Source organism: Mycolicibacterium fluoranthenivorans, from assembly GCF_011758805.1.
GTDB classification, from domain to species: Bacteria; Actinomycetota; Actinomycetes; order Mycobacteriales; family Mycobacteriaceae; genus Mycobacterium; species Mycobacterium fluoranthenivorans.
Genome location: NZ_JAANOW010000001.1, coordinates 2472761 through 2498320, shown reverse-complemented (window position 1 = coordinate 2498320; position 25560 = coordinate 2472761). Strand labels below are relative to the sequence as shown.

The window sequence follows — 25560 nt, the reverse complement described above, 5'->3', positions numbered from 1 at the left end:
CTACCGAGATCGCGACCGACACCGGGGTCAGGCCGGACACCCCGGGTAGAAGCGGACTCTCCGCTCGCGGTAATGGTGTTACCGTACGGCGGTGAACGACGAGCACATCCTGCACCGGCTCGACTACGTCGAGGTCGAGTCGACCGGGGACCGGCTCGTGATGGAGATGGACAACCGTCCCGATCTGGCGAATGTGCGCGGCGCGCTGCAGGGCGGCCTGGTGGCCACCCTCATCGACATCGCCGCGGGCATCCTCGCCGGGCGGCATACCGGCGTCGGTCACGACGTCACCACCGCCGATCTGAACATCCATTTCCTGGCGCCGGTCATGGGCAGGGCACGTGCCGAGGCGACGATCGTGCGGGCGGGCCGACGGCTCATCGTCACCGCCGTGGATGTCACCGATCTCGACCGCAACCGGCTGGCGGCCAGGGCCACCCTGACGTTCGCGGTGCTCGAGCCGCGCTAGGTGCGGCGCCGCAACCGCGGCGGCGACCACGAGCGCCGCGGTCCGCGGATATCCACCGAACCGCAGACCACCTTGCCGGTGAAGACGATATGCGGCGTACCTTCGGCCGGCGCATCCCGGCGGTGATCGTTGGCACTGCCCACCACCACCTCCACATCGTCGATCGAGGCGCTGGCACCGTCGGGCAGCCGGATGTCGAGTCCGCCGAACTTGAGGTCGAGCTCGACCACGATCATCGGACCGGCGAAGCGCGCCCGGGTCAGGTCCAGATCCACCGAACCCATCCGCCGGTGCAGGGCCAGCCGGGTGGGCACCACCCACTCCCCCTGCCGCTTGAGCGAACCCATCACACCGCGCAGTTCCACCCGGTCGGCGGCCGAGGTGACGATGGCGCCGGGCCCGGGCAGGTCACCGACGAGGGCGTCCAGATCCGTGTGCAGCCGGGCCTGGGAGACCAGCGCCGAGCGCTCCTCGAACTCGCCGATATCGATCAGCCCGAGCGCCACCGCATTGTGCAGCCGCCGCAGCGTGCCGTTGCGGTCCGCATCGGACACCCGCATGGTCGCGTAATCGTCAATACCTGTCATCGCCCCTGCATCCTCCAGCAGTCAGGCTACTGCGCGGGCGGCGCGAGATCAGGCCAGGTAGTCCGGCGGCAGGCCTTTGAGCATGTCCCGGCACATCCGGACCGCGTATTCCGAGCTGCCACCACCGACGATCAGCGCGGCGAAGGCCATATCCCCGCGGTAGCCGGCGAACCAGGCATGCGACCCGCCGTTGAACTCGGCCTCACCGGTCTTGCCGCGGACATCGCCCAGCCCGTTGAGCTCCTTGGCGGTGCCGTTGGTCACCACCAGCCGCATCATCGGCCGCAGCGCGTCGAGCATCTTCGGCGAGATCGGCGCCGCCGTCCCGTTGACCTGCGTCGGGCGCCCCAGGATCAGTTGTGGCACAGGTGTTTTCCCGGCCGCGACGGTGGCCGCGACCAAGGCCATCCCGAACGGGCTGGCCAGCACCTTGCCCTGACCGAAGCCGTCCTCGGTGCGTTCGGTGAGATCCACCGTCGGGGGCACCGAACCGGTCACCGTGGGGATGCCGTCCACCACATAGTCCGGACCGAGGCCGTACTGGGCGGCGGCCTGGTTCAGGCCGCGGGGCGGGAGAGTACTGGCCAGCTCGGCGAACGTGGTGTTGCACGAGTTGGCGAACGCCCGCGACATGGGCACCGTGCCCAGGTCGAAGGTGTTGTAGTTGTTGATGGTCCGGTGTCCGATATCCAGTGACCCCGGGCAGCCGAGCAAGGTGTTCGGCGTGGCCATGTCCCGGTCGACGACGGCGCCGGCGGTGATGATCTTGAAGGTCGATCCCGGCGGGTACAGGCCCATGGTGGCGGTGGGCCCGTCGGCGTCGGCGGCGGCGTTCTGGGCGACGGCCAGGATCTCGCCCGTCGACGGCTTGATCGCCACGATCATCGCCTTCTTGCCGACCATGTTCACCGCATCCTGCGCCGCGTTCTGCACCGCGCGGTCCAGGCTGATCGTCACCGAAGGCGCCGGCGTGCCCGGCACCTCGTTGAGGACGTCGACATCGACGCCGTTCTGATTGACGCTGACCACCCGCCACCCGGCCTGGCCCACCAGATCGGTGGACACCGCCTTCTTGACCTCCGAGACGATGGCCGGTGCGAACTTCGCGTCCGTGGGCATCATCGCGGGCTGCGGGGTGATGACCACCCCTGGGCGCCGGCCGATCGCCGCCGACACCCGGTCGTTGTCATCGGTGCGCAGCGTGATGAGGTCCAGCGGGGTGGTCGACGAGCTGGCCTCTTCGGCCAGCCGCTGCGGATCCAAGGTGTTGTCGAACGGTCGCAGCGCATCGACCACGGCGCGGGCCGTCGGCATCAGAGCCGCACCGGCCACCCGGGCATCGAGCGCGTAGTGGTACAGGTAGCCGGGAACCAGGACGTCGGTGCCCCCGCGCTCGTTGACCGAGGCCCGCCGGGGCGGGTCGGCCCGTAGCGCCAGGGTCTGATTCTCGCCCAGTTGGGGATGCAGCCCGGTGGCGCTCCAGCGCACCTGCCAGTGCCCCTCTTCGCGGATCATGTTCAGTTCGCCGTCGTAGGTCCACACCCGGTCCTTGGGCAGGTGCCAGCTGTAGCGATATTTGATGGTGCCGGTGTCCTCGGCGTACTTGGATCCCAGGATCTGGGTGTCCAGCCGGGTGGCCTGCAGCCCCGACCACGCCTCGTTCAGCGCGGCCTGGGCTTGCGCCGGGTGATCGGCCAGATCTGCCGCGGCCGTGGTGTTCCCGGTGGCGAGTGCGGCGAAGAACGCTTCGGCGGTGGGCTCGGGACCATTGGGCTTCGGGGTGCAGGCACTCAGCGTCGTCGCCGTCGCGACGACGGCCATGACGGCCGCCGCAATGCGCGAGACCGGTGTGGTGATAGTTGCCATTGAGGCAAATGTTAAAACTGTGGCGACCGGCTGGGCCGGAGGCGCACCGAGACCGGACCGTGATGGGTTCGAGACGGAGACGCGAGCTGCGGTTCTGTCAGTCCAGGAGCACGGTCGCGAAGGTGCCCACCTGCGTGAAGCCGATCTTGGCGTACGCGCCGCGCGCGACATGGTTGTAACCGTTGACGTAGAGGCTGGCGATGCGCCCGCTGCGCAACACCGCATCGGCCAGGGTGGCGGTACCCGCGGCGCCCAGTCCCCGCCCACGCCACTGCGGATGCACCCAGACACCCTGGATCTGGCCCACCGTCGGCGACTGCGAACCGATCTCGGCCTTGAAGACCACCTGACCGTCCTCGAAGCGGGCCCAGGCCCGGCCCGCCGCGATCAGACCGGCCACGCGCCGCCGGTAGCCGCGTCCGCCGTCGCCCATCCGCGGGTCGATCCCCACTTCACCGATGAACATCTCGATGGCGGCCACCAGGTAGGCGTCCAGCTCTTCCATCCGGACGGGCCGCACCGCAGGGTCGACGGCGCACAGCGGCGCAGTCGACAGCGCCATCAGCGGTTGCTCGTCGCGCACGTCGCGGGCCGAACCCCAGCCGGCTTCGAGCCGCCGCCACAGCGGCAACACCATCTCGGCCCGTCCGACCAGTGACGAACATCGCCGCGGCGCGCTGAGGGCTTTGTCGGCGAACGCGGCGATATCGTCCGGACCGCCGCGCAGCGGAATGAGATTGGCCCCCGCGTAACACAGGGATTCGGTGACCCGGCGCCGCGTCCACAACTCACCACCGATGGCGTTCGGGTCGACACCGTAGTCGAGTACCCGGCACGCGACCATACAGGCGCCGACCGGGTCGTCGTCCAGAACCACACGTACGGAATCCAGGTCACGCACCACCGAGACACGGCGCTCATCGGTGAGGCGGTAGAGGGGCGGAGCCGACATGTTGGTTCTTTCTGAGCTACCGGAGCCGGAGGGTGACCCCGCTCACAGGGGCCTGATTCAGCTTACGGTGACAACCGGCGAACCGGTGGCACTTGCCCCGGGGTCCAATTCAGCCGCGATGCGCATGGCCTCCTCGATCAGGGTCTCCACGATCATCGCCTCGGGCACCGTCTTGACCACTTCACCCTTGACGAAGATCTGCCCCTTGCCGTTACCCGACGCCACACCCAGATCCGCTTCGCGGGCTTCGCCGGGGCCGTTCACCACGCAACCCATCACGGCCACCCGCAACGGCACATCGAGCCCGTCCAGTCCCGCCGACACCGCGTTGGCCAACGTGTACACATCGACCTGGGCGCGCCCGCAGGACGGACAGGACACGATCTCCAGGCCGCGCGGACGCAGGTTCAGCGATTCCAGGATCTGGTTGCCGACCTTGATCTCCTCGGCCGGCGGCGCCGACAGCGACACCCGGATCGTGTCGCCGATCCCGCGCGACAACAGCGCACCGAAGGCGACCGCGGACTTGATGGTGCCCTGGAAGGCGGGGCCGGCCTCGGTGACACCCAGGTGCAGCGGATAGTCGCACCGGGCGGCCAACTGCTCGTAGGCGGCCACCATGATCACCGGGTCGTTGTGCTTGACGCTGATCTTGATATCGCCGAAGCCGTGCTCCTCGAACAGCGAGGCCTCCCACAGCGCGGATTCGACGAGCGCCTCCGGGGTGGCCTTCCCGTACTTCTCCAGCATCCGCTTGTCCAACGACCCGGCATTGACCCCGATCCGGATCGGGATGCCCGCCGCGCCCGCGGCCTTGGCCACCTCTTTGACCCGGCCGTCGAACTCTTTGATGTTGCCGGGGTTCACCCGCACCGCCGCGCAGCCGGCGTCGATGGCGGCGAAGATGTACTTCGGCTGGAAATGGATATCGGCGATGACGGGGATGTTCGCCTTCTTCGCGATGATCGGCAGCGCGTCGGCGTCCTCCTGCCGGGGACAGGCGACCCGGACGATATCGCAGCCCGACGCGGTCAGCTCGGCGATCTGCTGCAGCGTCGCGTTGATGTCATGGGTCTTGGTGGTGCACATCGACTGCACCGAGATCGGCGAGTCGCTGCCCACCCCCACATCGCCCACCTTGAGCTGGCGGGTCTTGCGACGCGGCGCCAGAACGGGCGGCGGTGGGGCTGGGATACCCAGGCCGATGGATGTCACTTCATCTCCAAACTTGAGGGTCCGACTACTGGAACAGTCTGATGGGATTGACCAGGTCGGCGGTGACGGTCAACAACATGTATCCGACAACGAAGACCAGCACCACATAGGTGGCGGGCATGAGTTTGAGGTAGTTGACCGGCGCGGCGGCCACCTTGCCGCGCGCCGTGCGGATCATGTTGCGGACCTTCTCGAACACCGCGATCGCGATATGCCCGCCGTCGAAGGGCAGCAGCGGGAACAGGTTGATCGCGCCGAGCACGAAGTTCATCTGGGCCAGGAAGAACCAGAACGCCACCCACAGGCCGTGGTCGACGGTGTCGCCGCCGATGATGCTGGCGCCCACCACACTGATCGGGGTCTCGGGGTCGCGCTCGCCGCCACCGATGGCGTGCACCAGCGCGCCGACCTTGGTAGGGATCTTGGCCAGCGACTTGCCGAGTTCGACGACGAGGTCACCGGTGAACGAGAAGGTGGCCGGGACGGCGGTCAGCGGGTTGTACCGGGTGGGGCCCGGCGGCAGCGCCGCACTCACCCCAATGGCGCCGACGGCGATCGTCTTGTCGGCGTCCTTGTCGGCGAAGCGCTGGGTCTGGGTGACGTCGACGACGGTGGCGATCCGCTCACCGTCGCGTTCGTAGACGATCGGCACCGGGCCGGAGAGCTTACGGACGGCGGCGGCCATATCCGCGAAGGTCGCCACATCGGTGCCGTTCACCTTGACGATTGTGTCGCCTGCCTTGATGCCCGCCAGCGCGGCCGGGCCGGGGCCCGGTTCCGGGCACGGGCCGAACGGGTTGTCCCCGCCTTTGCTGATCTGCGGTGCCACACAAGCGGTTTGACCGACGACCGCGGTGGTCGGCGGGTGCAGGTTGGGCAGGCCCCAGATGACGGCGATGGCGTAGATGAGCGCCAGGCCGATGGCGAAGTTCATCCCGGGGCCCGCGAACAGCACGGCGACGCGCTTCCACACCTTCTGCTTGTACATCGCGTGAGGCTGCTCGTCGGGGGCGAGCTCTTCGACCGAGGTCATGCCGGCGATATCGCAGAATCCGCCCAACGGGACGGCCTTGACGCCGTACTCGGTGTAGCCGAGCTTGTTCGGCCGCATGGTCGACCACAGGGTGGGACCGAAGCCGACGAAATAGCGGCGCACCTTCATGCCGGTGGCGCGGGCCACCCACATGTGCCCGCATTCATGCAGGGCCACCGAGACCAGGATGGCCAGCGCGAACAGCGCGATGCCGATAGCGAACATCATCGGGCTGCGGTGACCTCCTGCGTCGATTCGGTGCGGATCAGGCGCCTGGCTTCGGCCTTGGCCCAGTCCTGCGCGTCGAGTACTTCTTCCACGGTAGCGGGTGCGGCGGCCCACTGGTCTGCGGCGTGCAGCACGTCGGCAACAGTTCGCACAATCGAGGGGAAAGCGATACGCCCGGCGAGGAAGGCCTCGGCGGCCTCCTCGTTGGCCGCGTTGTAGACCGCGGTGAGGCAACCGCCCCGCCTCCCGGCTTCCCTGGCCAGCTCCACCGCGGGGAACACCTGCGCGTCCAGCGGTTCGAACGTCCACGTCGACGCGGTGCTCCAGTCGCAGGCCTGCGCGGCCCCGGCCACCCGGTCCGGCCAGCCCAGGGCCAGCGCGATGGGCAGTTTCATATCGGGCGGGCTGGCCTGCGCCAGCGTCGAGCCGTCGGTGAACGTCACCATCGAGTGCACGATCGACTGGGGATGCACCACGACCTCGATGCGGTCGTAATCGATGCCGAACAGCAGATGCGTCTCGATCAGCTCCAGCCCCTTGTTGACCAATGACGCCGAGTTCAGGGTGTTCATCGGTCCCATCGACCAGGTCGGGTGCGCACCGGCCTGTTCGGGGGTGACGCTGGTCAGCGCCTCCGCCGACCAACCGCGGAACGGGCCGCCCGACGCGGTCAGCACCAGGGCGGCGACCTCGTCGGCGCTACCGCCGCGCAGGCACTGCGCCAGCGCCGAATGCTCGGAGTCCACCGGCACGATCTGCCCGGGCGCGGCGGCCGCCAGCACCAGGGGGCCGCCGGCCACCAGTGACTCCTTGTTCGCCAGTGCCAGCCGGGCCCCACTGTGCAGGGCGGCCAGGGTCGGCTTCAGTCCGAGCGCACCGACCAGGGCGTTGAGCACCACGTCGGCCTCGGTGTCCTCGACGATGCGGGTGGCCGCGTCGGGCCCGCGGTAGGTGGCCTCGATGGTGGCGTCGGGGTCGGCGACGGCCACATTGCGCACCCCCGTCACGGCGGCCTGACGGGCCAGCAGCTCGGCGTTGCCGCCGCCGGCGGCCAGACCCACCACCTCGAAGCGATCCGGGTTGGCCGCGATGACCTCGAGCGCCTGGGTGCCGATGGAACCGGTGCTGCCCAGCAGCAGCACCCGTACGCGTTCCTGCCCTCCGACGTTCGTCACCGTCCCATTGTGCCGCGTGGGATCACCCCCGGCGGAATCGACGCCGGATGCGTCGTGTCACGCCGGCTCGGCAGGTCACCCATCCGGGCCGCACATCGCACCGAATACATCGGTGAGGGCGGCCCAAAAGACCGCTCCGGAACAGATTCGAGTGACAACAGTGATGAACAGAACTCAATCGAAAACACTCGCGGTGATCGGTCTTTCGGCGGTCACCCTCTTCGGCGGTATTGCGTGTGCGAAGGATTCGTCCACGAACGCCAGTGCCGCACCGGAAACCAGCACCTCGGCGAGCATGACTCCGATGACCTCGCCCGCGGCGACTTCGGCGATGGCCGATCCCGCCGCCGGTCTGGTCGGCAACGGGTGCGCCGCCTACGCGCAGCAGGTGCCCAGCGGGCCCGGTTCGGTCACCGGGATGGCACAGGACCCGGTTGCCGTGGCCGCCTCGAACAACCCCATGCTCACGACGCTGACCTCGGCGTTGTCGGGCAAGCTCAATCCGAACGTCAACCTGGTCGACACGCTGAACAGTAACCCCGGTCTCACCGTGTTCGCGCCGACCGATGACGCCTTCGCCAAGATCGACGCGGCCACCCTGGACAAGCTCAAAACCGATTCGGATCTGCTGACCAAGATCCTCACCTATCACGTGGTCGAGGGGCAGGCCAGCCCCATGCAGGTCACCGGACAGCACAAGACGCTCCAGGGCGGCACCGTCACCGTGACCGGATCGGGTCCGGGGCTCAAGGTCAACGACGCGGGCCTGGTGTGCGGCGGCGTCAAGACCGCCAATGCCACCGTCTACATGATCGACACCGTGCTCATGCCACCGGCCTGAGTCCCGCTGCAGCACCACAGAACCCACGTGCGGCGTCCCGATTCGCACCCCCCCGTGGCACTCGGGGCGCCGCACGTGCCTGGATCGATCGGGAAGTCGCGCGCATGCTCACCGTCATCGCCATCGGTCTTCTCGGCGGTCTGATCACCGGCATCTCGCCGTGCATCCTGCCGGTACTACCGGTGATCTTCTTCTCCGGCACCCAGAGTGGACCCACCTCCGCACGCCGGCCCTATCTGGTGATCGCCGGCCTGGTGCTGAGCTTCACCGCCGTGACCCTGGCCGGTTCGGCGGTGTTGTCGCTGCTGAATCTCCCGCAGGACGCGCTGCGATGGGTGGCGCTGGCCGCCCTGACAGCCATCGGTATCGGGTTGATCTTCCCCCGGTTCGAGGCGATTCTGGAGAAACCGTTCGCCCGGCTGCCGCAACGGCAATTCGGTTCCGGAACTTCGGGTTTCGGGCTCGGTCTGGCCTTGGGCGTGTTGTACGTGCCCTGCGCGGGGCCGGTGCTGGCCGCGATCATCCTGGCCGGCGCCACCGGCAATATCGGGTTGCCCACGGTGGCGCTCACCGCTTCGTTCGCGATCGGCGCGGCACTGCCGCTGCTCTTCTTCGCGCTGGCCGGGCGGCGGGTGAGCGCACGCGTCGGTGCCTTCCGCCGCCGCCAGCGTGGCATCCGCGTCTCGGCCGGCCTCGTCACCCTCGCGCTGGCGGTGGCCCTGGTGTTCGACCTTCCGGCCCACCTGCAGCGTGTCGTACCCGACTACGCGGCAGCGCTGTCCGATGCCGTCGGCGGCGACCGGCAGATCCGCGACACACTCAACCTGGGCGGGATCGTCAACGACCAGAATGCCGCGCTGTCCAATTGCTCCGACGGCGCACCCGAACTCGAAAGTTGCGGCCCGGCACCGGATATCAAGGGCATCACGGCGTGGCTGAACACACCGGGGAACTCCGCTGTCGACCTCGCGGCCCTACGCGGCAAGGTGGTGCTCATCGACTTCTGGGCCTATTCGTGCATCAATTGCCAGCGCAGCATCCCGCACGTCACCGACTGGTACCGCGCCTACCGGGACGCCGGGTTCGACGTCATCGGTGTCCACACCCCGGAGTACGCCTTCGAACGGGTTCCGGCCAACGTCGCGGGCGGGGCCCGCGATCTGGGCATCACCTACCCCGTCGCGCTGGACAACGGTTACGCCACCTGGACCAACTACCGCAACCGCTATTGGCCCGCCCACTACCTGATCGACGCCGACGGCACCGTCCGGCACGTGAAGTTCGGAGAGGGCGACTATGACGTCACCGAGAAACTCATCAGAGAGCTGCTCTCCCAGGCCCATCCGGACCGTACCCTGCCCCCGCCGACCGGCGCACCCGACACCACCCCCCGCTCGCAGCTCACCCCGGAGACCTACCTCAGCGTGGGGAAAGTGGTGAACTACGGCGGCACCGGCACCTACGACCAAGGCACCGCGACCTTCGATCTCCCGGCCCGTCTGGCCGACGACACCTTCGCCCTGCGCGGCCCGTGGCGACTCGACTACCAGGGCGCCACCGCCGCGGCCTACGGCGCCCAGATCGCGCTGAACTACCACGCCCGCAACGTTTATCTCGTCGTCGGCGGCACCGGCACCGTCGAGGTGACCACCACCGGCGGCACCCGGCGCATCCCCGTGCGCGGACCACCCAACATGCGGCAGATCGTCGCGGGCGACTCCACCGGGCCCGGCCATCTCGACGTGACGTTATCCCAGGGCCTGCAGGCGTATTCGTTCACCTACGGTTGACGGGCGGCCGGGTCGGCGGTGGCTTCGATCTTCATGACCCGCTCGCCGCGCAACGTCAGCACCACCACCGCGAACAACCGGCCGCGGTCGAAGGCCAGCAGCACCGGTTCGGCCGCGCACACCACGGTGGCGCCCGGCCCCAGGTAGCGCAGCAGGTTCACCGCGACATCGTGCCGCCCGTGATTCACCTGTGCGGGCACGGGCGGATCGGCCAGCACCGTGCCCACCCCCCAGACCTCGGGGTCCAGCACCGCGGTCAGCGCGGTCAGGTCGCCGTTGGCGCAGGCCGTGATGAACGCCTCGGTGACGTGGCGGTGCTCGGCCCGGGTCACCTCCACCAGGCCGGGTCCTGCCCCGGTGACCTTGGCCCGGGCCCGGCGGGCCAGCTGCCGGCAGGTGCCCACCGGCCGGCCCACGGTGGTGGCGATCTCCTCGAACGGTGCCCCGAAGACGTCGTGCAGCACGAACGCGACCCGCTCCCCCGGGCTGAGCATGCGCAGTACCGCCAGCAGCGCCGCGCTGACCTCGTCGTCCAGCGTGACCCGGTCGGCGGGGCCCGGCGCGGGGTCGGGGACCGTCGCCGTGGCGCTGTCCCCGCCGAGGTGGACGCGGCGCACCCGCGCCGAGCGAAGCAGATCCAGACACAACCGGCCCGTCACCACCGTCAGCCAGGCCCGCACGTCCTCGACGGGCTCGCCCGCCCGGGCCAGCCGCAGAAACGCCTCCTGCGCAACATCTTCGGCGTCGCCGATATCGCCGAGCAGCTGGTAGCCGAGGTTCACCAGGTAGGCGTGCTGCTCGCGCCAGGCGGTGTCGATCGAGTCGGTCATGGTGTTATGACGATCTCGCACCGGAAAAAGTTACGGGTAACTTTCCGCCCCGGGGTTCCGTCCTTGAGGGCATGAGAACAATTCTGGTCACCGGGGCGACCGGTAATGTCGGCCGCCCACTCGTCGCACATCTACTCGACGCCGGGGTGACGGTCCGCGCCGTCACCCGCTCGGCCTCGCCCTTCCCGCCGTCGGTCACCGCGGTGCCGACCGCCGCGGCCGGGATGCCGGGCGCCGACGCCGTCCTCCTCAACTCGCGCGCACTCATCGGCGAACTGGAGGCCACCGTGGAACTGGCGCGGTCGCACGGGGTGCGCAAGCTGGTGGCGCTGTCGGCGATCAACGCCGAGGACGAGGATGCGCGCCAGCCCTCGCGGGTGCGCGGTGATCGCAACCGCGAGTGTGAACAGCTCGCGGTCGGCTCCGGCCTGGACTGGGTGAGCCTGCGGCCCACGGTGTTCGCCTCGAACTTCGCGGGGATGTGGGCAGGGCAGATCAGAGCCGGCGACGTGGTCAGCGGGCCGTACGCGCAGGCGTGCACCGCGGTGATCGCCGAAGCCGATATCGCCGCGGTGGCGGCCGTCGCACTGCTGACCGACACCCTCGACCGAACGCGGATCCCACTGACCGGGCCGCAGTCGCTGACCAATACCGAACTGGTGCAGGTGATCGGCGCCGCACTGGGCCGCGACCTGCGCTATGTCGAGCTGCCGCTCGACGCGGTGCGCGAGCGGTTCGCCGCCATCGGGTTTCCCCCCGCGTTCGCCGACGCCTATATCGGCCTGCTCGAGGCCGGGGTCGGCCGGCCGGCACCGGTCACCGACGAGGTGCAGCGCATCCTCGGCCGGCCCGCCACCACCTTTGCCCGGTGGGTCGGCACCAACCTCGCCCTGTTCACCGAATATCAAGGAGCAGAACATGTCTGATGACCCCACACCGCCGAGCTGGCTGAAGACGATGAACAAGCTGGTGGTCGCCCTGGGCCGGCTCGGGGTGCCGACCGGACCGTCGCAGGTCCTCACGGTGCCGGGACGCAAAACCGGGCAACCGCGCAGCACACCCATGACGCCGTTCGAGTACGGCGGTGCGTGGTACACGGTGGCCGGCTACCCCGGTGCGGACTGGGCGGCCAATGCCCGCGCCGCCGGCGCAGGCGTGCTGACCAGGGGCCGGCGCGCCCGCCGGGTACACATCGTCGAGCTGACCGCCGAGCAGTCCCGACCCGTGTTGCGCGCGTTCGCGCAGAAGGTGCCGGTCGGGGTGGGGTTCGCCAAACGGTCCGGGCTCGTGGTGCACGGCACACCGGAGGAGTTCGAGGCACTGGCCGGGCGGCTGGCCGTGTTCCGTCTCGACGACCGATGAGCTCACACCGTGCGGACGGTCCCGCCGTCGACGACGATATCGGCACCGACGACCGATCCGGCGGCATCCGACACCAGGAAGCCGATGACCTCGGCCACTTCGGCGGGCTGGGCCGGCCGGCCCAGCGGTATGCCGCCGAGTGCGACCATCAGGGATTGCAGCGCCGCGTCCCGGTCGGTACCCTCCCCTTCCGCGATCCTGGCCACCAGGGCGTCTGCGGCCTCGGTCCGGATGAATCCGGGTGAGACGGTGTTGACCCTGATTCCCTTGGGCGCCAGCTCGTTTGCCAATCCCTTGCTGTAGGCGCGCAGCGCCGCCTTGGCCGCCGCGTAGCCGAGGGTGCCGTCGTACAGGGGCATGCGGCTCTGGATGGATCCCACGTGCACCACCGCCCCGCCGCCGGCGGCGATCATCGCCGGCAGCAAGGCCCGGTCCAACCGGACGGCGGCCATCAGATTGAGTTGCAATTCAAGGGCCCAGTCCTCGTCACCGAGATGGGCGAACCCACCGGCGGGAGCACTGGAACCGCCCGCGACGTGCACCAGGATGTCGGTGCCGCCGCGGCGGCCGACCTCGTCGGCGACGACGGCCGCCCCCTCGGGTGTGGTCAGGTCGGCGGCGACGAAATGGTCGGCGGTGACGGTCTCGGGGCGGTGTCGCGCCACGGCGGTCACCGAGACACCGCGCTGCTGTAGCCAGTGCACCACCGCCGCCCCGGTGCCCTTGGTGGCACCCGTGACGACTGCCCGGCGCTGACCCGCAGTCATCGCCGGCCGCCGCGGTCGGACCGGAAGATCGGCCAGCACAGGTCGGTTCGCCACTGCGCCGGATCCGGGGTGTCCCAGGCGAACCGCTCGTAATACTCGCGCAGGGGTCCGTCGACGCTGATCTCGTGCCGGGTCGCGTAACTGCCCAGTTCGGTGTAGGCGAGGTCCACGTCGTCATGGGGTCCGTCATGACGCACCACCAGCAGCTCGGCGGCCGGCACGGTGTATTCGGCCACCCGCCCGACCGGACGGACCGGTCCGGTCGCCGGGATGAACACGGTGGCCGGTCCGTGGTCACGATCGAAGATCCCGAAACCGAAAAGGGCTCCGGGTGGGCCGGTCTGGGTCAGGTGCTGGGTGCGCACGGTCGCCTGGAGCTCAGCGACGGCGCCCTCCCACCAGGTCGGCAGGTCGTCGCGGTCCACGTTGTCGTGCACCGCGACCGCGGCGGTCGTGGGCACGCTGCGATGCTCCAGCTTCCACGCACCCCGCGGAGGGTCGAGGATGTCGCGTAGCGCGTCGACCGCGGCCCGGGTATCGGCCAGCTGCGCCTCCAGCCGCTGCAGGTGGGTGCCGATCAGCGCGTTGCGACCGGCGGGGTCGGCCGCCAGCACCGCCTTGACGTCGGCGATCGACATGTCGAGTGCGCGCAACCGGCGCACCACCGCCGCGGTGGGCAGCTGGTCGTACGAGTAGTACCGGTATCCGGTGTCTGGGTCGACATGGCTGGGCGCCATCAGCCCGATGTCGTGATAGTGCCGCAGCGTCTTCACGCTCAACTGCGTCATCCGGGAGAAGTCACCGATGGATACCGTGTCGGAGGAGTCGGGCATGTGGCCAGTCTGCGGTCTCCCCCTGCGGGAGGGTCAACACCGCGCCGGTCAATCACTGAGCCGGGAAGCGCTCGATCCAGTGCCGGGCGATGTCCACCCGGCGGGCGATCCACACCGAGTCATGGGACTGGACATGGTCGAGGAACCGTTCCAGTGCGGCGATGCGGGCGGGCCGGCCCACCAACCGGCAGTGCAGGCCCACCGACAGCATTTTCGGCGCACCGGCTTCGCCTTCGGCGTAGAGCACATCGAAGGCATCCCGCAGGTAGGTGAAAAACTCTGTCCCACTGGGAAACCCACTGGTGGAGACGTACTTCATATCGTTGGTGTCCAAGGTGTAGGGCACCACCAGGTGATCGCGTCCGCCGACCCGAGTCCAGTACGGCAGGTCGTCGGCGTAGGAATCCGAGTCGTACAGGAAGCCGCCGTGCTCCACGAGCAGCTGCCGGGTCTGCGGGGAGTCCCGGCCGGTGTACCAGCCCAGCGGCGCCGAGCCGGTCAGCTCGGTCATCAGTGCGACGGCCTGTTCCAGGTGGTCGCGTTCGACGTCGACATCGGTCAGTTGGTAGCTCAGCCAGCGCAGGCCGTGACAGGCGATCTCGTCACCGCGGGCGGTGAACGCCGCCACGGCCTCGGGATTGCGGGCCAGCGCCATGGCCACCCCGAAGATCGTCAACGGCAGCCCACGCCGATCGAAGGTCCGCAGCACCCGCCACAACCCCGCCCGCGAGCCGTATTCGTACAACGACTCCACGCTCAGGTGCCGGTTCGGAAACGACTGTGCGCCCACGACATCGGACAGGAAAGTCTCCGAGCCCGCGTCACCGTGCAGCACGGAGTTCTCCGCACCCTCCTCGTAGTTGAGCACGAACTGGACGGCGATGTTGGCCCCGCCGGGCCATTGCGGGTCGGGTGGGTGCGGCCCGTAGCCGACCATGTCGCGGGGGTACGTCACGGAAGTAATGTCGCACGCCGGGCGGCGTCAGCGCATCTTGGTGATGACCTCGTCGGCGAAGCGGGCGATCGCCCCTGATATGTCATCCGAGCCGAACCAGGGTGCACACATCACCGCGGTGATGCCGGCCTCCTCGGCCCGCTGGAACACGTCCAGCGTGGGCACCTCGAGCAGGGCCAGCATGATCTCGAACGGCTCGTTCTCCCGGCCGTACTCGCGCCGCAGCGCGGTGAGCCGGTCCACGTAACGCACCGCTTCGTCGAGCCGGTAGGCGGTACCGACCCAGCCGTCGCACAGCCGGGCCGCGCGGCGCAGCGCCACCTCGGTCTCACCGCCGCACAGGATCGGCACCGGTGCGGGCGGATGCGGCTCGAGCATCAACTCGGGCACCTGGTAGTGCTCGCCGTGCCAGGACACCCACCCACCGCGCCACAGTTCGCGCAGCGCCGGGATCATCTCGTCCAGGCGAGCACCGCGGGTGCCGAAATCCTGGCCCAGCAGCTCGAATTCCTCGCGCATCCACCCCGCCCCGACGGCCAGCGACACCCGGCCCGCCGAGATGACCGAGGCGGTGGCCACCAGTTTGGCCACCGCCACCAGCGGTCGTGACGGGGCGACGTAGACGGCGTTGGAGAATCGCAGCCGCTTGGTCAGCGCCGCCATCGCCCCGATGAGCACCCACGAGTCGGGCCACGCCGTCTCCGGCTGCCACGGCGGAACCCCATCTGGGGAAGGGTATTTCGATTTCAGGTCGCGCGGATAGACCAGATGGTCGGCGCTGATCAAGCCGGCGAACCCGGCGTCGTCGAGCAACGGCGCCAGCCGCAACGCGGCGGCGGTGTCCATGAACGCGGTGCCGCTCCAGAACTGCATCAGCGCAGCGCCGCCTCGCGTTGCGCCAGCACCGAATGGTGCCGTCCGTAGGCCAGATAGACCACCACACCGACGGCCATCCAGATCCCGAACCGCAGCCAGGTCAGGCCGGTGAGGTTGAGCATCAGCCAGGCGCACGCGGCGATCGAGGCCAGCGGCAGCAGCGGCACCCACGGCACGCGGAATCCGCGCGGCAGGTCGGGCCTGCTCCGGCGCAACACCAGCACGCCGGCCGAGACGAGGATGAAGGCGAACAGGGTGCCGACGTTGACCATCTCCTCCAGCTTGCCGATCGGGAACACCGCCGCCGCCACCGCGGTCAGCACGGCCACCAGGATGGTGATGCGCACCGGGGTGCCGCGGGTGCCGGTGTGGGCCAGCCGGCGCGGCAGCAAGCCGTCCCGCGACATCGCGAACAGCACCCTGGACAGTCCGAGCAGCAGCACCATCACCACGGTGGTCAGCCCGGCGAGGGCGCCGATCGAGATGACCTTCGCCGCCCAGTGCACGCCGTTGAGCTCGAATGCCGTGGCCAGGTTGGGATGGCCGTTCCCGGCCTGCTTGAGGTCGGTGTAGGACGCCATCCCGGACAGCACCACCGATACCGCGACGTAGAGCAGGGTGACCACGGCGAGCGAGGCGAGGATGCCCTTGGCCACGTCGCGCTGCGGATCGCGGGTCTCCTCGGCGGTGGTGGCGACGACATCGAAGCCGATGAACGCGAAGAACACGATGGAAGCCCCCGCCAGCACGCCGTAGAGGCCGTAGTGACTGCCCGCGGCGCCGGTGAGCAGGGAGAACACCGACTGATCCAGGCCGGTGCCGGTCGCGTCCGCCGATTCCTGGGCAGGGATGAACGGCGTGTAGTTGGCCGCCTTGATGAAGAACGCACCGACGATCACCACCAGCAGCACCACCGCCACCTTGACCGCGGTGACGACGGCACTGAAATGCGAGGACAATTTTGTGCCGAAGGCCAGCAGGGTGGCCACCACCGCGACGATCAGCAGCGCACCCCAGTCCAGGGTGAGCGCGCCGATCTCGGTGGTACCGCCGGCGAACCCGAACACGGTGCCCAGGTAGCTGGACCAGCCCTTGGCCACCACCGCCGCACCGATCGCGAACTCCAGGATCAGATCCCAGCCGATGATCCAGGCCACGAACTCGCCGAAGGTGGCATACGAGAAGGTGTAGGCGCTGCCGGCCACCGGCACCGTCGAGGCGAACTCGGCGTAGCACAGCGCGGCCAGGCCACAGGTGACGGCGGCGATGACGAAGGACACCGAGATGGCCGGGCCGGTGATGTTGGCCGCGGTCGAGGCCGTGACCGTGAAGATGCCGGCGCCGACGACGACGGACACCCCGAACACGGTGAGGTCCCACCAGGTGAGGTCCTTGCGCAGCCGGGTTCCCGGCTGGTCGGTATCGGCGATGGACTGCTCGACGGATTTGACTCGACTGCCTGCCATCTTGGGAAAGTACCCACAATCGACGGCCGGTCGGGCCGGATCGCCCGGGTGTGCCAGAATGTCGAATCAGACAAGTCTGGACCAGATGTAGACCGACGAGGAGCAACCGTGGCCAACACCGAGGTCGAGCGACACACCGGTGTCGACGTGGAAGAAGTTCCGTCCGCCGCGTGGGGTTGGTCGAAGGAGAACCACACCTGGATCCACATCGGCGGCATCCTGTCGGCCATCTTCCTGCTGTGCATGCTGCGCGGTAACCACGTCGGCCATGTCGAGGATGTGTTCCTGATCCTCTTCGCGATCGGCATCCTGGGCGTGGTGGCCCGCGACTGGTGGGCCCGCCGCGCCGGCTGGTACCGCTGACCGCGTCAGCGGGATCAACGAAAAAGCACCGCCGGGTTGAGATAACCGGTCGGATCGAAAGCCGTCTTCACCGCCCGCATCGCCGCGATATCGGCGTCGGTGCGCGACATGGACAGGTAGTCACGTTTGCGGCTGCCGACGCCGTGCTCTGAGGACACATTGCCGCCGTGCGCCGCGATCAGGGTCATCATCGCCGCGTAGAGGGTGCGCTCCCGTTCCCCGGTGAGGGTGCAGCGGACCAGGTTCAGATGCAGATTGCCCTCCCCGATATGGCCGAACAGCACCGGGATGGCATCGCGAGCGTGCTCGGCCACCAGCGCGGTGGCATCCTCGGCGAAGCTCGCGATGGCGTGCAACGGTAGCGACACGTCGAATTTCAGCGGCGGACCGGACACACCGAGGATGTCCGCCACCGCCTCGCGCACCTGCCAGAGTCGTTGCTGGGCAAGGGTGTCCACACCGACGGCCGGTTCCCCGCGCACGCCGGGCACGTCGAGCAGCTCGGCCAATCGCTCGGTCGGATCCAGGTCGGCGGCCAGTTCGATCAGCAGTAGCCACGCACCTCCGACGGGCGCCGCGACACCCAGATGCTCGGCGGTCAGTGCGGCGGCACGGGCGTCGAGCAGTTCCAGCGCCGCGATGCCGTCGGTGTCCCGGAAGGTACGGCCGGCCTCGACGAGCGCGTCCAGGTCGTCGAAACCCGCGATGGCCGTGACCCGGTGCGCAGGTACGGGATGCAGTCGCAGATCCAGTTCGGTCAGCACACCGAGGGTGCCCTCCGCGCCGACCAGGAGGGCGGTCAGGTCGTAGCCGGTGTTGTCCCTGCGCACCTGACTGTGCCGGGCCAGCACGCTGCCGTCGGGCAGGGCCACCTGCAGGCCCAGGATCTGCTCGCCCATATTGCCGTAGCGCACGGTGCGCAGCCCGCCGGCATTCGTCGACGCCATCCCCCCGACCGTCGCCGAATCGCGGGCGGCCAGATCGACCCCGAAGAGCAGCCCGGCTGCGTTGGCCGCACGCTGCACCGCGGCCAGCGTGACGCCTGCGCCCACCGTCACCCGGCGTTCGGCCACGTCCACCTCACCGAGTGTGGTCAGCCGCTCGGTGGACAGCAGCACATCGTCGTGTTCGGGCACCGTGCCGGCCACCAGGGACGTCCGGCCGCCCTGCACCGTCACACAGGCGCCGGAGTCCCGGCACACGGTGAGCACGGCCGCGACCTCCGCGGCGGTGCCGGGGCGCACCAGGGCCTGCGCCTGACCGCGGTAGCGCCCGGTGTGGTCTATCGCGCGCCCCGCCAGCACCTCGGGATCGGCGCTGACGTACCCGGCGCCGACGGTCGAGGCCAGCCGGTCGAGCAGTGGGGTCATCCCCGAATACTAAAGCTAGCTAACCGATATGAGATCAGGACCGTCCGATGGGTACCACAACGCACAGCTGTGGAATTCCTCCGTGGCCGCGACGGTGGCCGGGTCGCCCCCTGCGGCGACCATCGCGTGCGCCTTGAATGCCCGCGCCGCAGGACTGAGTCGGTGCTGCACCGGCTCCACCCTGCCCGCCATCTCCGACGGCTGCGATCCCCACACCGATACCTCGATGGCCCGTCGTTCCACCGCCCGCACCACGTCGCGGCGCATCCGGGCATCCATCCCCCAGGCTTGCGCCGACACCGCGAGCGCCGCGGGATCAGCGGTCACGAGGTCGAAGTTCGTCTCCAGCGCGCACGCCCGGACACCGAGGATATCCAGTGGCCGTGAGTCATACCGCTGCGGTACAAGCACTTTGACCTTCCAGCCGGCGCGCACGCGGTCGAACATCCAACCACCGGCCGCGCGCACCGCGTCCAGCGGATCGACCGCGACCACCGAGAGTTCATAGGACAGCCGCGCGTGCAGCAGGTCGGCATCGTCGAGGCGAAATGAGCGGGCTTTCATGCGGTCTCACTCCTTAGGGACGGGACTCGGACGGCGGGAGGGCAGGCCGGGAGGGCATCGCCATACCCACAGCGTGACATTTTGTACTGTTTCTGTAAAGCTCTGTGGGTCAGCTGTTCGCCCCGTCACCTCGTTCGTGGAGTGCCGTCATGAGTCTTTACGCCGGTCGCGGCCCGCTGGGCCCCGACCCCGCGGGATGGTGCTTTCCGTCGCTGCCTGACGATGTCGTGTTCATCGAGCCACATCCTCGCCGCGTTCAGGCAGTGGTCAACGGCCGCATCGTCATTGATACCGAAGCCGCGTTGATGGTCCATCGTCGCGGCCGCCCACTCGCCTACGCGTTCCCCCTCGGCGAGACCGCCGATCTGCCCACCACGCCGCTGCCCGAGAAGCCCGACCATGTGCACGTCCCATGGGACGCCGTGGACACCTGGCGCGAAGAGGGCCGCACCCTGGTGCACTATCCCCCGAACCCCTACCACCGGGTCGACTGCCGGCCCGGCCACCGCGGGCTGCGGGTGACGCTCAACGGCGCCACCCTGGTGGACACCGCCGAATCGACGGTGCTGTTCGAGACGGCCTTGGCACCGCGGTTGTACGTCCACCCCGCTCAGGTACGCACCGACCTGCTGCGCCGCTCGGCCACCACCGCCTACTGCAACTACAAGGGGCACGCGACGTACTGGTCGGCGGTGATCGGTGACACGGTCATCGAGGACATCGCCTGGAGTTACGAGACGCCGCTGCCCGAATCGGCCCCGATCGCGGGCTTCCTGAGCTTCGACGAGACCCGCACCGAGGTGCTCGCCGAATTACCCGGTGGCAGCCACGGCGACTGCGGTTGCTCCACCTGACACCGACCCGAGAGGAACCTCCGTGGGCATCGTGACCACCAGCTCGTCGACCACGTTCACGCACTCCGCCGAGACGATCTACGACTTCGTCACCAACCCGGCCAATTGGACCAAGACCTACCCGAACGCCCCCCGCATCAGCGATCTCGACGGCACCCTCCCGCTGCGCGTCGGTGACACCTGGCAGGAGTCGCATCCGACGGCCGACCGCACCTTCACCTGGCAGCTCGCGATCGCCACCAGGCCCAGGTTGTGGGTGTTCAGTTCGGTGGGCCGGCTCTCCACCGACAGCACCGGTGAGGTCGGCTTCGACGGCCGGATGACCATCGAGTACCACTTCAGCACGCCGGGACCGGACCTCACCCTGTTCACCAGGACGATGACCATCGAGGCCTACCGGGATGCGCCGATGTCGGACGGGTTCTTCCGTATCGTCAACCCGTCCCATATCGACGCCTATCACGCCGCGGTCGCACGCGAACTAGCCGTGTAGTGCGCGGCGCAGGGCAGCTCCCTGCAGGGCGAAGAGCTGCCCACTGGTCTGCCACTGCGGCAGCAGCGATTCGAAGCCATGGCAGGTACCGGGGAAGACATGCAGTTCGCACGCGACGCCGGCCCACATCAGGCGCAGCGCGTAGTCGACCGCCTCGTCGCGCAACGGGTCGAGCTCGGCACAGCTGATGAACGCGGGTGCCAGGCCGGCGAGCTCATCGCGCCGGCCCACCACCGCGCCGGCCGGCGCCGCCCCGGCGCCGCCGAGGTAGTGCCGCCACATCAATCGTGTTGCCGGGCCGTCGAATCCGGGGGTGCTGTCGAATTCGTCCTTCGAGGGTGTCAGCCGGTCATCGAGTACCGGCTGGTGCAACAGCTGGAAGGCGACCGGCGGAGCCGCACCCGCCGCCGCCCGGTGCGCCAGCCCGGCGGCGAGCGAGCCGCCGGCGCTGCTGCCCGCGACCGCGACCCGGTCCGGGTCGATACCGAGCACAGCGGCGTTCTCGACCACCCAGTCCAGCACCTGGCCGGCATCGTCGAGGGCGGCCGGGTACGGGTGCTCCGGGGCCAGCCGGTAGTCGACGGAGATCACGGTCACCCGCGCCCGCCGGGCCAGCTCGACACACAGGTGCTGATCGGTGTCCAGATTTCCCAGCACGAAGGCGCCGCTGTGGCAGAAGACGACGGCGGGCTCGCCGCCGCCCCGATAGATCCGCACGCCGGTCCCCCACGCCACCTCATCGGTGATCTGTACGCCGGTACAGTCCAGCAGACGGGCCGTCTCCCGGCGGCGGGCGTCGAGGGAAGCCCGTACCGCGGTGAGCTTTTCGGCCGACAGGTCGGTGCGCGCCCCGGCCAGATGCCGCAGCGCCGGGGCCAGCCGCTCGTCGATACCCACCGGGATCAGCCGATCTTCAGGATCTGACCGCCGTCGACGACGAGTTCGGCACCGGTGACGAACGACGCCTGGGCCGAGACCAGGAACGCCACCGCATCCGCGATCTCGGCGGGCGTCCCCAGCCGACCGTGCGCGGCGAGCCGGTCCTGGGTGCGGTCATCGAGCATCGGGGTGGCCACCGGACCGGGAAACACGGCGTTGACGCGGATGCCGGACGGGGCCAGTTCGACCGCGGTGGCCTGGGTGAGACCGCGCAGCGCCCATTTCGACGATCCGTACGCGGCGTGGTGCGGGAACGGCCGGACGGCGCTGGTGCTGCAGGTGTTGACGATCGACGCACCGTCGGCCGCGGTGAGGGCCGCCAGCGCGGCGCGGATACCCAGGAACGGGCCCAGGCAGTTCACCCGCCAGCTGCCCTCGAAGCCGGCTGCCGTCTCGTCGGCCAGCGCGGCCCGGTGCAGCACGCCCGCGTTGTTGACCAGCGTGGTCAGCGTCCCGAATCGGTCGACCGCGGCGGCCACCGCGGCCGCCCATTGTTCTTCCGAGGTGACGTCCAGCGCCATCGCGATAACGCCGTCACCGTAATCCGCTGTGCTGGTGCGGAGTTCGTCGACGCGCACATCGCCTGCCACCACCTGGAATCCGTCGGCGTGCAGGCGTGCGACGATGGCGGCGCCCTGCCCGCGGGCCGCGCCGGTGACGAGGGCGACCGGTGCCGTGCTCATATGTACCCCCGGGATGCGTCGGTGATCGCCGGCCCGTCTTGTGCCTCGGCCAGGTGGGCGGCCGCACCCCGGCGCAGGGCCTGGGATTCCGAGGCCAGGGTGACCATCCGGAAACCCAGTCCCGCCGCGGCCTTTCCGAGCGTGCCGGTGCCCGCGTGCACCCCGGTGATCAACCCGGCCGCGGCTCCGGCGCGCCGGATGCGCGTCATCGCGTCCGTCAGCTGCGGGTGGGTCCAGGCGTCCGCCGGGCTCAACCCCATCGAGATGGCCAGATCCGCGGGACCGACATAGAGGCCGGTCACTCCGGGTACGGCGCAGATATCGTCGAGCGCGGCCAGCCCGCGTGCCGTCTCGATCATCACGTACACACCGGCCCTGGACTGTAGTTCGGCGATGTCGTGGCCGAGGCTGGCGCGCAACGGCCCGAAGCTGCGCACTCCGGCGGGGGCATAGCGGGTCGCGGCGACCGCCGCGGCAGCCTGTTCGGCCGACTCGACCATCGCGATGATCACCGCGTCGGCACCGGCGTCGAGCACCCGGCCGATCGGCGCGGGGTCGGCCGAGGGCAGGCGTACCGCTGTCGCGATCGGGACGTGCTCGAGACGGCGCAGCAGCAGCGCGATATCGGCATCGTCGAGATAGCCGTGCTGGGCGTCGAATCCGACATAGTCGTAACCGGCGTGGGCGAACTCCTCGGGGCCCAGCATGGTGGGGCCGACCACCCAGCCGCCCCAGATCTGCCGCTGTGCCGCCAGCGCATCCTGCAGTCGCGAACTCATGCCTGGGCTCCCACAGATGCCACCAACGCGATCTTGACCCGCGCAGGATCCGGGCGGCAGGCCAGCTCGAAGGCCTGCTGCACCTGCGCGACGGGGAACGTGTGGGTCAGGTAGGCCGGCAAGAGCGCGGGATGCTCCCGGGCGAAGGCATCGGCACGCTGCAACACCCGCCGCCGGTCCAGGGTCACCCCGGATTTCAGGGTGAGGTTGTTGCGCAACATGATCCGCATGCTGATCGGATAGCTGTCGTCATCGGGTACCCCGAAATAGAACACCGTACCCCCGAAGGCCGCGGCTTCTACGGCGTGGCCGAGCGTCGCCACCTGGTGTCCCACGGCTTCGATGACGATATCGGGCCGGGCGGCGGGATCGAGGTGGCGCACCCAACGGTCACTGGTGGACCGCACGGCGGTGTCGACACCGAAGGTCCCGGCCAGCGCCGACCGGTCGACGGGGTCCACACCCGTGACGTGCGCGGCGCCGAACGCCTTGGCGACATAGGAGAACAGCAGCCCGATCGAGCCCTGCCCGATCACGGCGACGCGTTTGCCGGTCAGGTCGCCGAGTTGTTCGACGGCGTAGAGCACACACGCCAGCGGCTGCAGGCCGATCGCGTGTTGCGGCGTCAAACTCGGCGCGTAACAGGTCAATCCGTCGCCATCGGCGATCACCTGGGCCATCAGTCCGTCGAATCCGGACGCCCAGCCCACGACGCGATCCCCGAGCGCGTGATCCGGGTGCGCGCTGGCCAGGACCTCGCCGGCGATCTCGTGGATCGGAAAGCCGTCCATCTCCGCCGCACCACAGCCCGTGTCGCCGGGCAGTCTGCCCTGTGTCCCCCGGAAGCCGGGCAGATCGCTCCCGCAGATGCCGGCCGCCAGGAACCGAAGCAGCACCTGGCCGTCCGCAAGACCGGCGGGCTCGGCGAGATCGATGCGTGCGAACGTGTACGGCGCGACGAGGCGGTAACCCCACATCACGCCGCCACGCCGACGTCGACGGGAACGGTGTTCCACCCCCACTGGAAGCTGGACGGTGGCCGGGACGCCGCCTCTTCCCGCACCGAGAACTCGGGTACCCGCTTGAGCCATTCGGTCACCAGGATGGTGATCTCGAGGCGCGCCAGGTGAACCCCGAGGCAGAAATGTGTCCCGCGGCCGAAGGACAGGATCCTGGCACTGCGCCGATCCCAGTGGAAATCACCGGGATTCACGTACTCCCGGTCGTCTCGCGCCGCCGATCCGAGCAGGGTGATGATCCGCTGTCCGGGATTGATGGTGGTGCCGTGCAGCGTGAACGGCTTGCGCAGGGTACGCGCGAACCACTGGGCCGGCGCGCAGTAGCGGATCATCTCCTCGCGGGCGACCGGGACATTGGCATCCAGGTCCGCGCGCACCGCGGCCAGCTGCCCGGGATGCCTTAGCAGTTCCCACAGACCGTGCGCGACGATCTTGGGCACCGTCTCGGTGCCCCCGATGAACACGCCGAGCATCTGCACCGCCGCCTCCGTATCGGTGAGCCCCGACCCATCGGGCAGCCGGTAGTCGATCAAGTTGTCCGCGATCGCGAGCGGCGGCCCGGCCCCGGCCCGCCTGCGTTCGATGATCGGGGTGAGGTATTCGAGGTAACCAGGCCGGGCGTTGGCCACCTCCACGCCACTGCCGGGCTCGGCCAGACTGCCCGCGTTGACCGTGGCCAGTACATCCGGGGCCAGCTCGACCGGTAGACCGACGAGTTCGCACACCATCGAGGCGGCCACGATCCCACCGTAGTCCTGGGTGAGATCGAATGAGCCGAGCGGCAGCAACGCGTCGAGCCGGTCGTTGGCCAGCCGGCGGATCCGGTCGGCGAAGGTGGCGGCGGTGCGTGCCCGGAACTGCCCGGACGTGCACCGGCGGACATCCTCATACAGCGGTGAGTCGAAGTTGGCGTGAAACGGCATCGGGTGCAGCGGCGGGTCGGGCACCGGACCGTCGTGATGCCGAGCGAGAACCGTTGCGGCGGGCAGCGTTCCTTCCGAGGGCACGAACGTGCCGTCGTTGATCGCCAGCACATCCCAGATGTCGGCGAACCGCGACAGCGCGTAGGTGTCCCACTTCGGCAGGTAGTAGACGGGGTGCTGGTCGCGCAGCACCCGGTAGTACGGCAGTGGGTTCGCCATGACCGCGGGATCGAACGGATCGTAGGCGAAGTCTGATGAGGCAGAGCCGGCGGACTGTCGCACCTCCCGAGCGTGACATTTCAGTCGTATTTTGTAAAGGCGCCGCGCA

The 25560-nt window shown here is 69.2% G+C and carries 27 protein-coding genes; 8 read left to right on the top strand and 19 right to left on the bottom strand.

What is annotated here, in order from left to right; translation table 11 throughout:
• Positions 1 to 91 precede the first annotated feature (91 nt).
• A complete protein-coding gene (locus tag FHU31_RS12060; RefSeq protein ID WP_090356725.1) occupies positions 92 to 469 on the top strand; it encodes a PaaI family thioesterase in 378 nt (125 codons plus the stop codon).
• Here FHU31_RS12060 and FHU31_RS12055 read toward each other — a convergent pair.
• The 6 genes from FHU31_RS12055 to dxr all read right to left on the bottom strand — a co-directional run bounded on the left by FHU31_RS12055 (position 466) and on the right by dxr (position 7525).
• Positions 466 to 1056, bottom strand: a complete 591-nt coding sequence (locus FHU31_RS12055; RefSeq protein ID WP_090356727.1) for a DUF1707 SHOCT-like domain-containing protein — start codon at positions 1054 to 1056, stop codon at positions 466 to 468. The two genes, FHU31_RS12060 and FHU31_RS12055, sit on opposite strands and share 4 nt — an antisense overlap.
• 48 nt (positions 1057 to 1104) lie before the next feature.
• On the bottom strand, positions 1105 to 2922 hold the full coding sequence (locus tag FHU31_RS12050) for a penicillin-binding transpeptidase domain-containing protein (protein WP_167158551.1): 1818 nt from the start codon (positions 2920 to 2922) through the stop codon (positions 1105 to 1107).
• A 97-nt stretch (positions 2923 to 3019) separates the two neighbouring features.
• On the bottom strand, positions 3020 to 3874 hold the full coding sequence (locus tag FHU31_RS12045) for a GNAT family N-acetyltransferase (protein WP_167158549.1): 855 nt from the start codon (positions 3872 to 3874) through the stop codon (positions 3020 to 3022).
• A gap of 57 nt (positions 3875 to 3931) precedes the next feature.
• Positions 3932 to 5089, bottom strand: coding sequence for a flavodoxin-dependent (E)-4-hydroxy-3-methylbut-2-enyl-diphosphate synthase (gene ispG, locus FHU31_RS12040; protein WP_167158547.1), 1158 nt, complete (start codon positions 5087 to 5089; stop codon positions 3932 to 3934).
• Positions 5090 to 5114: 25 nt separating this feature from the next.
• Positions 5115 to 6350, bottom strand: a complete 1236-nt coding sequence (locus tag FHU31_RS12035) for a M50 family metallopeptidase (RefSeq protein ID WP_167158545.1) — start codon at positions 6348 to 6350, stop codon at positions 5115 to 5117.
• Complete coding sequence (gene dxr, locus FHU31_RS12030; protein ID WP_167158543.1) at positions 6347 to 7525, bottom strand: 1-deoxy-D-xylulose-5-phosphate reductoisomerase; 1179 nt, start codon at positions 7523 to 7525, stop codon at positions 6347 to 6349. The genes FHU31_RS12035 and dxr overlap by 4 nt, the downstream gene beginning before the upstream one ends.
• Before the next feature lie 163 nt (positions 7526 to 7688).
• Here dxr and FHU31_RS12025 point away from each other — a divergent pair, with 163 nt between their 5' ends.
• On the top strand, positions 7689 to 8366 hold the full coding sequence (locus tag FHU31_RS12025; protein WP_167158541.1) for a fasciclin domain-containing protein: 678 nt from the start codon (positions 7689 to 7691) through the stop codon (positions 8364 to 8366).
• 104 nt (positions 8367 to 8470) lie between these two features.
• Entirely contained in the window at positions 8471 to 10156 is a 1686-nt protein-coding gene (locus FHU31_RS12020) for a cytochrome c biogenesis protein DipZ (protein ID WP_167158540.1), read from the top strand.
• On the opposite strand, the gene sigI is transcribed toward FHU31_RS12020, so the two are convergent.
• On the bottom strand, positions 10147 to 10986 hold the full coding sequence (sigI, locus tag FHU31_RS12015) for an RNA polymerase sigma factor SigI (RefSeq protein WP_167158538.1): 840 nt from the start codon (positions 10984 to 10986) through the stop codon (positions 10147 to 10149). The two genes, FHU31_RS12020 and sigI, sit on opposite strands and share 10 nt — an antisense overlap.
• A 71-nt stretch (positions 10987 to 11057) precedes the next feature.
• On the opposite strand from sigI, the gene FHU31_RS12010 reads away from it, so the two are divergent.
• Together FHU31_RS12010 and FHU31_RS12005 are read left to right on the top strand one after the other, a co-directional pair.
• The gene (locus FHU31_RS12010) at positions 11058 to 11912 is read left to right on the top strand and encodes an NAD(P)H-binding protein (protein ID WP_167158536.1); all 855 of its coding nucleotides are present in this window, start codon (positions 11058 to 11060) and stop codon (positions 11910 to 11912) included.
• Positions 11905 to 12348, top strand: coding sequence for a nitroreductase/quinone reductase family protein (locus FHU31_RS12005; RefSeq protein ID WP_167158534.1), 444 nt, complete (start codon positions 11905 to 11907; stop codon positions 12346 to 12348). The genes FHU31_RS12010 and FHU31_RS12005 overlap by 8 nt, the downstream gene beginning before the upstream one ends.
• A gap of 2 nt (positions 12349 to 12350) precedes the next feature.
• Here FHU31_RS12005 and FHU31_RS12000 read toward each other — a convergent pair whose 3' ends face one another.
• Genes FHU31_RS12000 through FHU31_RS11980 form a run of 5 tightly spaced genes read right to left on the bottom strand, consistent with a single transcriptional unit; the run spans position 12351 to position 17245 of the window.
• The gene (locus tag FHU31_RS12000) at positions 12351 to 13115 is read right to left on the bottom strand and encodes an SDR family oxidoreductase (RefSeq protein WP_167158532.1); all 765 of its coding nucleotides are present in this window, start codon (positions 13113 to 13115) and stop codon (positions 12351 to 12353) included.
• Positions 13112 to 13948 (bottom strand): MerR family transcriptional regulator, encoded by an 837-nt coding sequence (locus tag FHU31_RS11995; RefSeq protein WP_167158530.1) that lies wholly within the window; start codon positions 13946 to 13948, stop codon positions 13112 to 13114. The genes FHU31_RS12000 and FHU31_RS11995 overlap by 4 nt, the downstream gene beginning before the upstream one ends.
• A 52-nt stretch (positions 13949 to 14000) precedes the next feature.
• Positions 14001 to 14885, bottom strand: coding sequence for an allantoinase PuuE (gene puuE, locus FHU31_RS11990; RefSeq protein WP_167160943.1), 885 nt, complete (start codon positions 14883 to 14885; stop codon positions 14001 to 14003).
• A gap of 45 nt (positions 14886 to 14930) precedes the next feature.
• A complete protein-coding gene (locus tag FHU31_RS11985) occupies positions 14931 to 15776 on the bottom strand; it encodes a TIGR03619 family F420-dependent LLM class oxidoreductase (protein ID WP_167158528.1) in 846 nt (281 codons plus the stop codon).
• On the bottom strand, positions 15776 to 17245 hold the full coding sequence (locus FHU31_RS11980) for an amino acid permease (protein ID WP_167158526.1): 1470 nt from the start codon (positions 17243 to 17245) through the stop codon (positions 15776 to 15778). Before FHU31_RS11980 ends, FHU31_RS11985 begins: the two co-directional genes overlap by 1 nt.
• A gap of 108 nt (positions 17246 to 17353) precedes the next feature.
• Between FHU31_RS11980 and FHU31_RS31510 the strand changes: the two genes are divergently transcribed.
• The gene (locus FHU31_RS31510; RefSeq protein WP_090356757.1) at positions 17354 to 17608 is read left to right on the top strand and encodes a DUF2631 domain-containing protein; all 255 of its coding nucleotides are present in this window, start codon (positions 17354 to 17356) and stop codon (positions 17606 to 17608) included.
• 14 nt (positions 17609 to 17622) lie between these two features.
• On the opposite strand, the gene FHU31_RS11970 is transcribed toward FHU31_RS31510, so the two are convergent.
• Entirely contained in the window at positions 17623 to 18978 is a 1356-nt protein-coding gene (locus FHU31_RS11970) for an FAD-binding oxidoreductase (protein WP_167158524.1), read from the bottom strand.
• 15 nt (positions 18979 to 18993) lie between these two features.
• On the bottom strand, positions 18994 to 19542 hold the full coding sequence (locus FHU31_RS11965; protein ID WP_167158522.1) for a hypothetical protein: 549 nt from the start codon (positions 19540 to 19542) through the stop codon (positions 18994 to 18996).
• 149 nt (positions 19543 to 19691) lie between these two features.
• On the opposite strand from FHU31_RS11965, the gene FHU31_RS11960 reads away from it, so the two are divergent.
• Positions 19692 to 20396 (top strand): DUF427 domain-containing protein, encoded by a 705-nt coding sequence (locus tag FHU31_RS11960; RefSeq protein ID WP_167158520.1) that lies wholly within the window; start codon positions 19692 to 19694, stop codon positions 20394 to 20396.
• A 22-nt stretch (positions 20397 to 20418) separates the two neighbouring features.
• Positions 20419 to 20889: an SRPBCC family protein gene (locus tag FHU31_RS11955; protein ID WP_167158518.1), complete on the top strand. Its 471-nt coding sequence runs from the start codon at positions 20419 to 20421 to the stop codon at positions 20887 to 20889.
• Here the strand turns inward: FHU31_RS11955 and FHU31_RS11950 are convergent.
• From FHU31_RS11950 to FHU31_RS11930, 5 genes are read right to left on the bottom strand one after another with little or no spacing between them, the layout of a single operon-like run.
• The gene (locus FHU31_RS11950) at positions 20878 to 21795 is read right to left on the bottom strand and encodes an alpha/beta hydrolase (RefSeq protein ID WP_208410896.1); all 918 of its coding nucleotides are present in this window, start codon (positions 21793 to 21795) and stop codon (positions 20878 to 20880) included. The two genes, FHU31_RS11955 and FHU31_RS11950, sit on opposite strands and share 12 nt — an antisense overlap.
• Positions 21792 to 22511 carry an SDR family NAD(P)-dependent oxidoreductase gene (locus tag FHU31_RS11945; RefSeq protein ID WP_167158516.1) on the bottom strand — a complete coding sequence of 240 codons (720 nt, stop codon included), beginning with the start codon at positions 22509 to 22511 and terminating at the stop codon, positions 21792 to 21794. The genes FHU31_RS11950 and FHU31_RS11945 overlap by 4 nt, the downstream gene beginning before the upstream one ends.
• Positions 22508 to 23290: an HpcH/HpaI aldolase family protein gene (locus FHU31_RS11940; protein WP_167158514.1), complete on the bottom strand. Its 783-nt coding sequence runs from the start codon at positions 23288 to 23290 to the stop codon at positions 22508 to 22510. The genes FHU31_RS11945 and FHU31_RS11940 overlap by 4 nt, the downstream gene beginning before the upstream one ends.
• Positions 23287 to 24267, bottom strand: coding sequence for a zinc-binding dehydrogenase (locus FHU31_RS11935; protein WP_167160938.1), 981 nt, complete (start codon positions 24265 to 24267; stop codon positions 23287 to 23289). The genes FHU31_RS11940 and FHU31_RS11935 overlap by 4 nt, the downstream gene beginning before the upstream one ends.
• Complete coding sequence (locus FHU31_RS11930; RefSeq protein WP_167158512.1) at positions 24267 to 25451, bottom strand: cytochrome P450; 1185 nt, start codon at positions 25449 to 25451, stop codon at positions 24267 to 24269. The genes FHU31_RS11935 and FHU31_RS11930 overlap by 1 nt, the downstream gene beginning before the upstream one ends.
• Between the last annotated feature and the right edge of the window lie 109 nt (positions 25452 to 25560).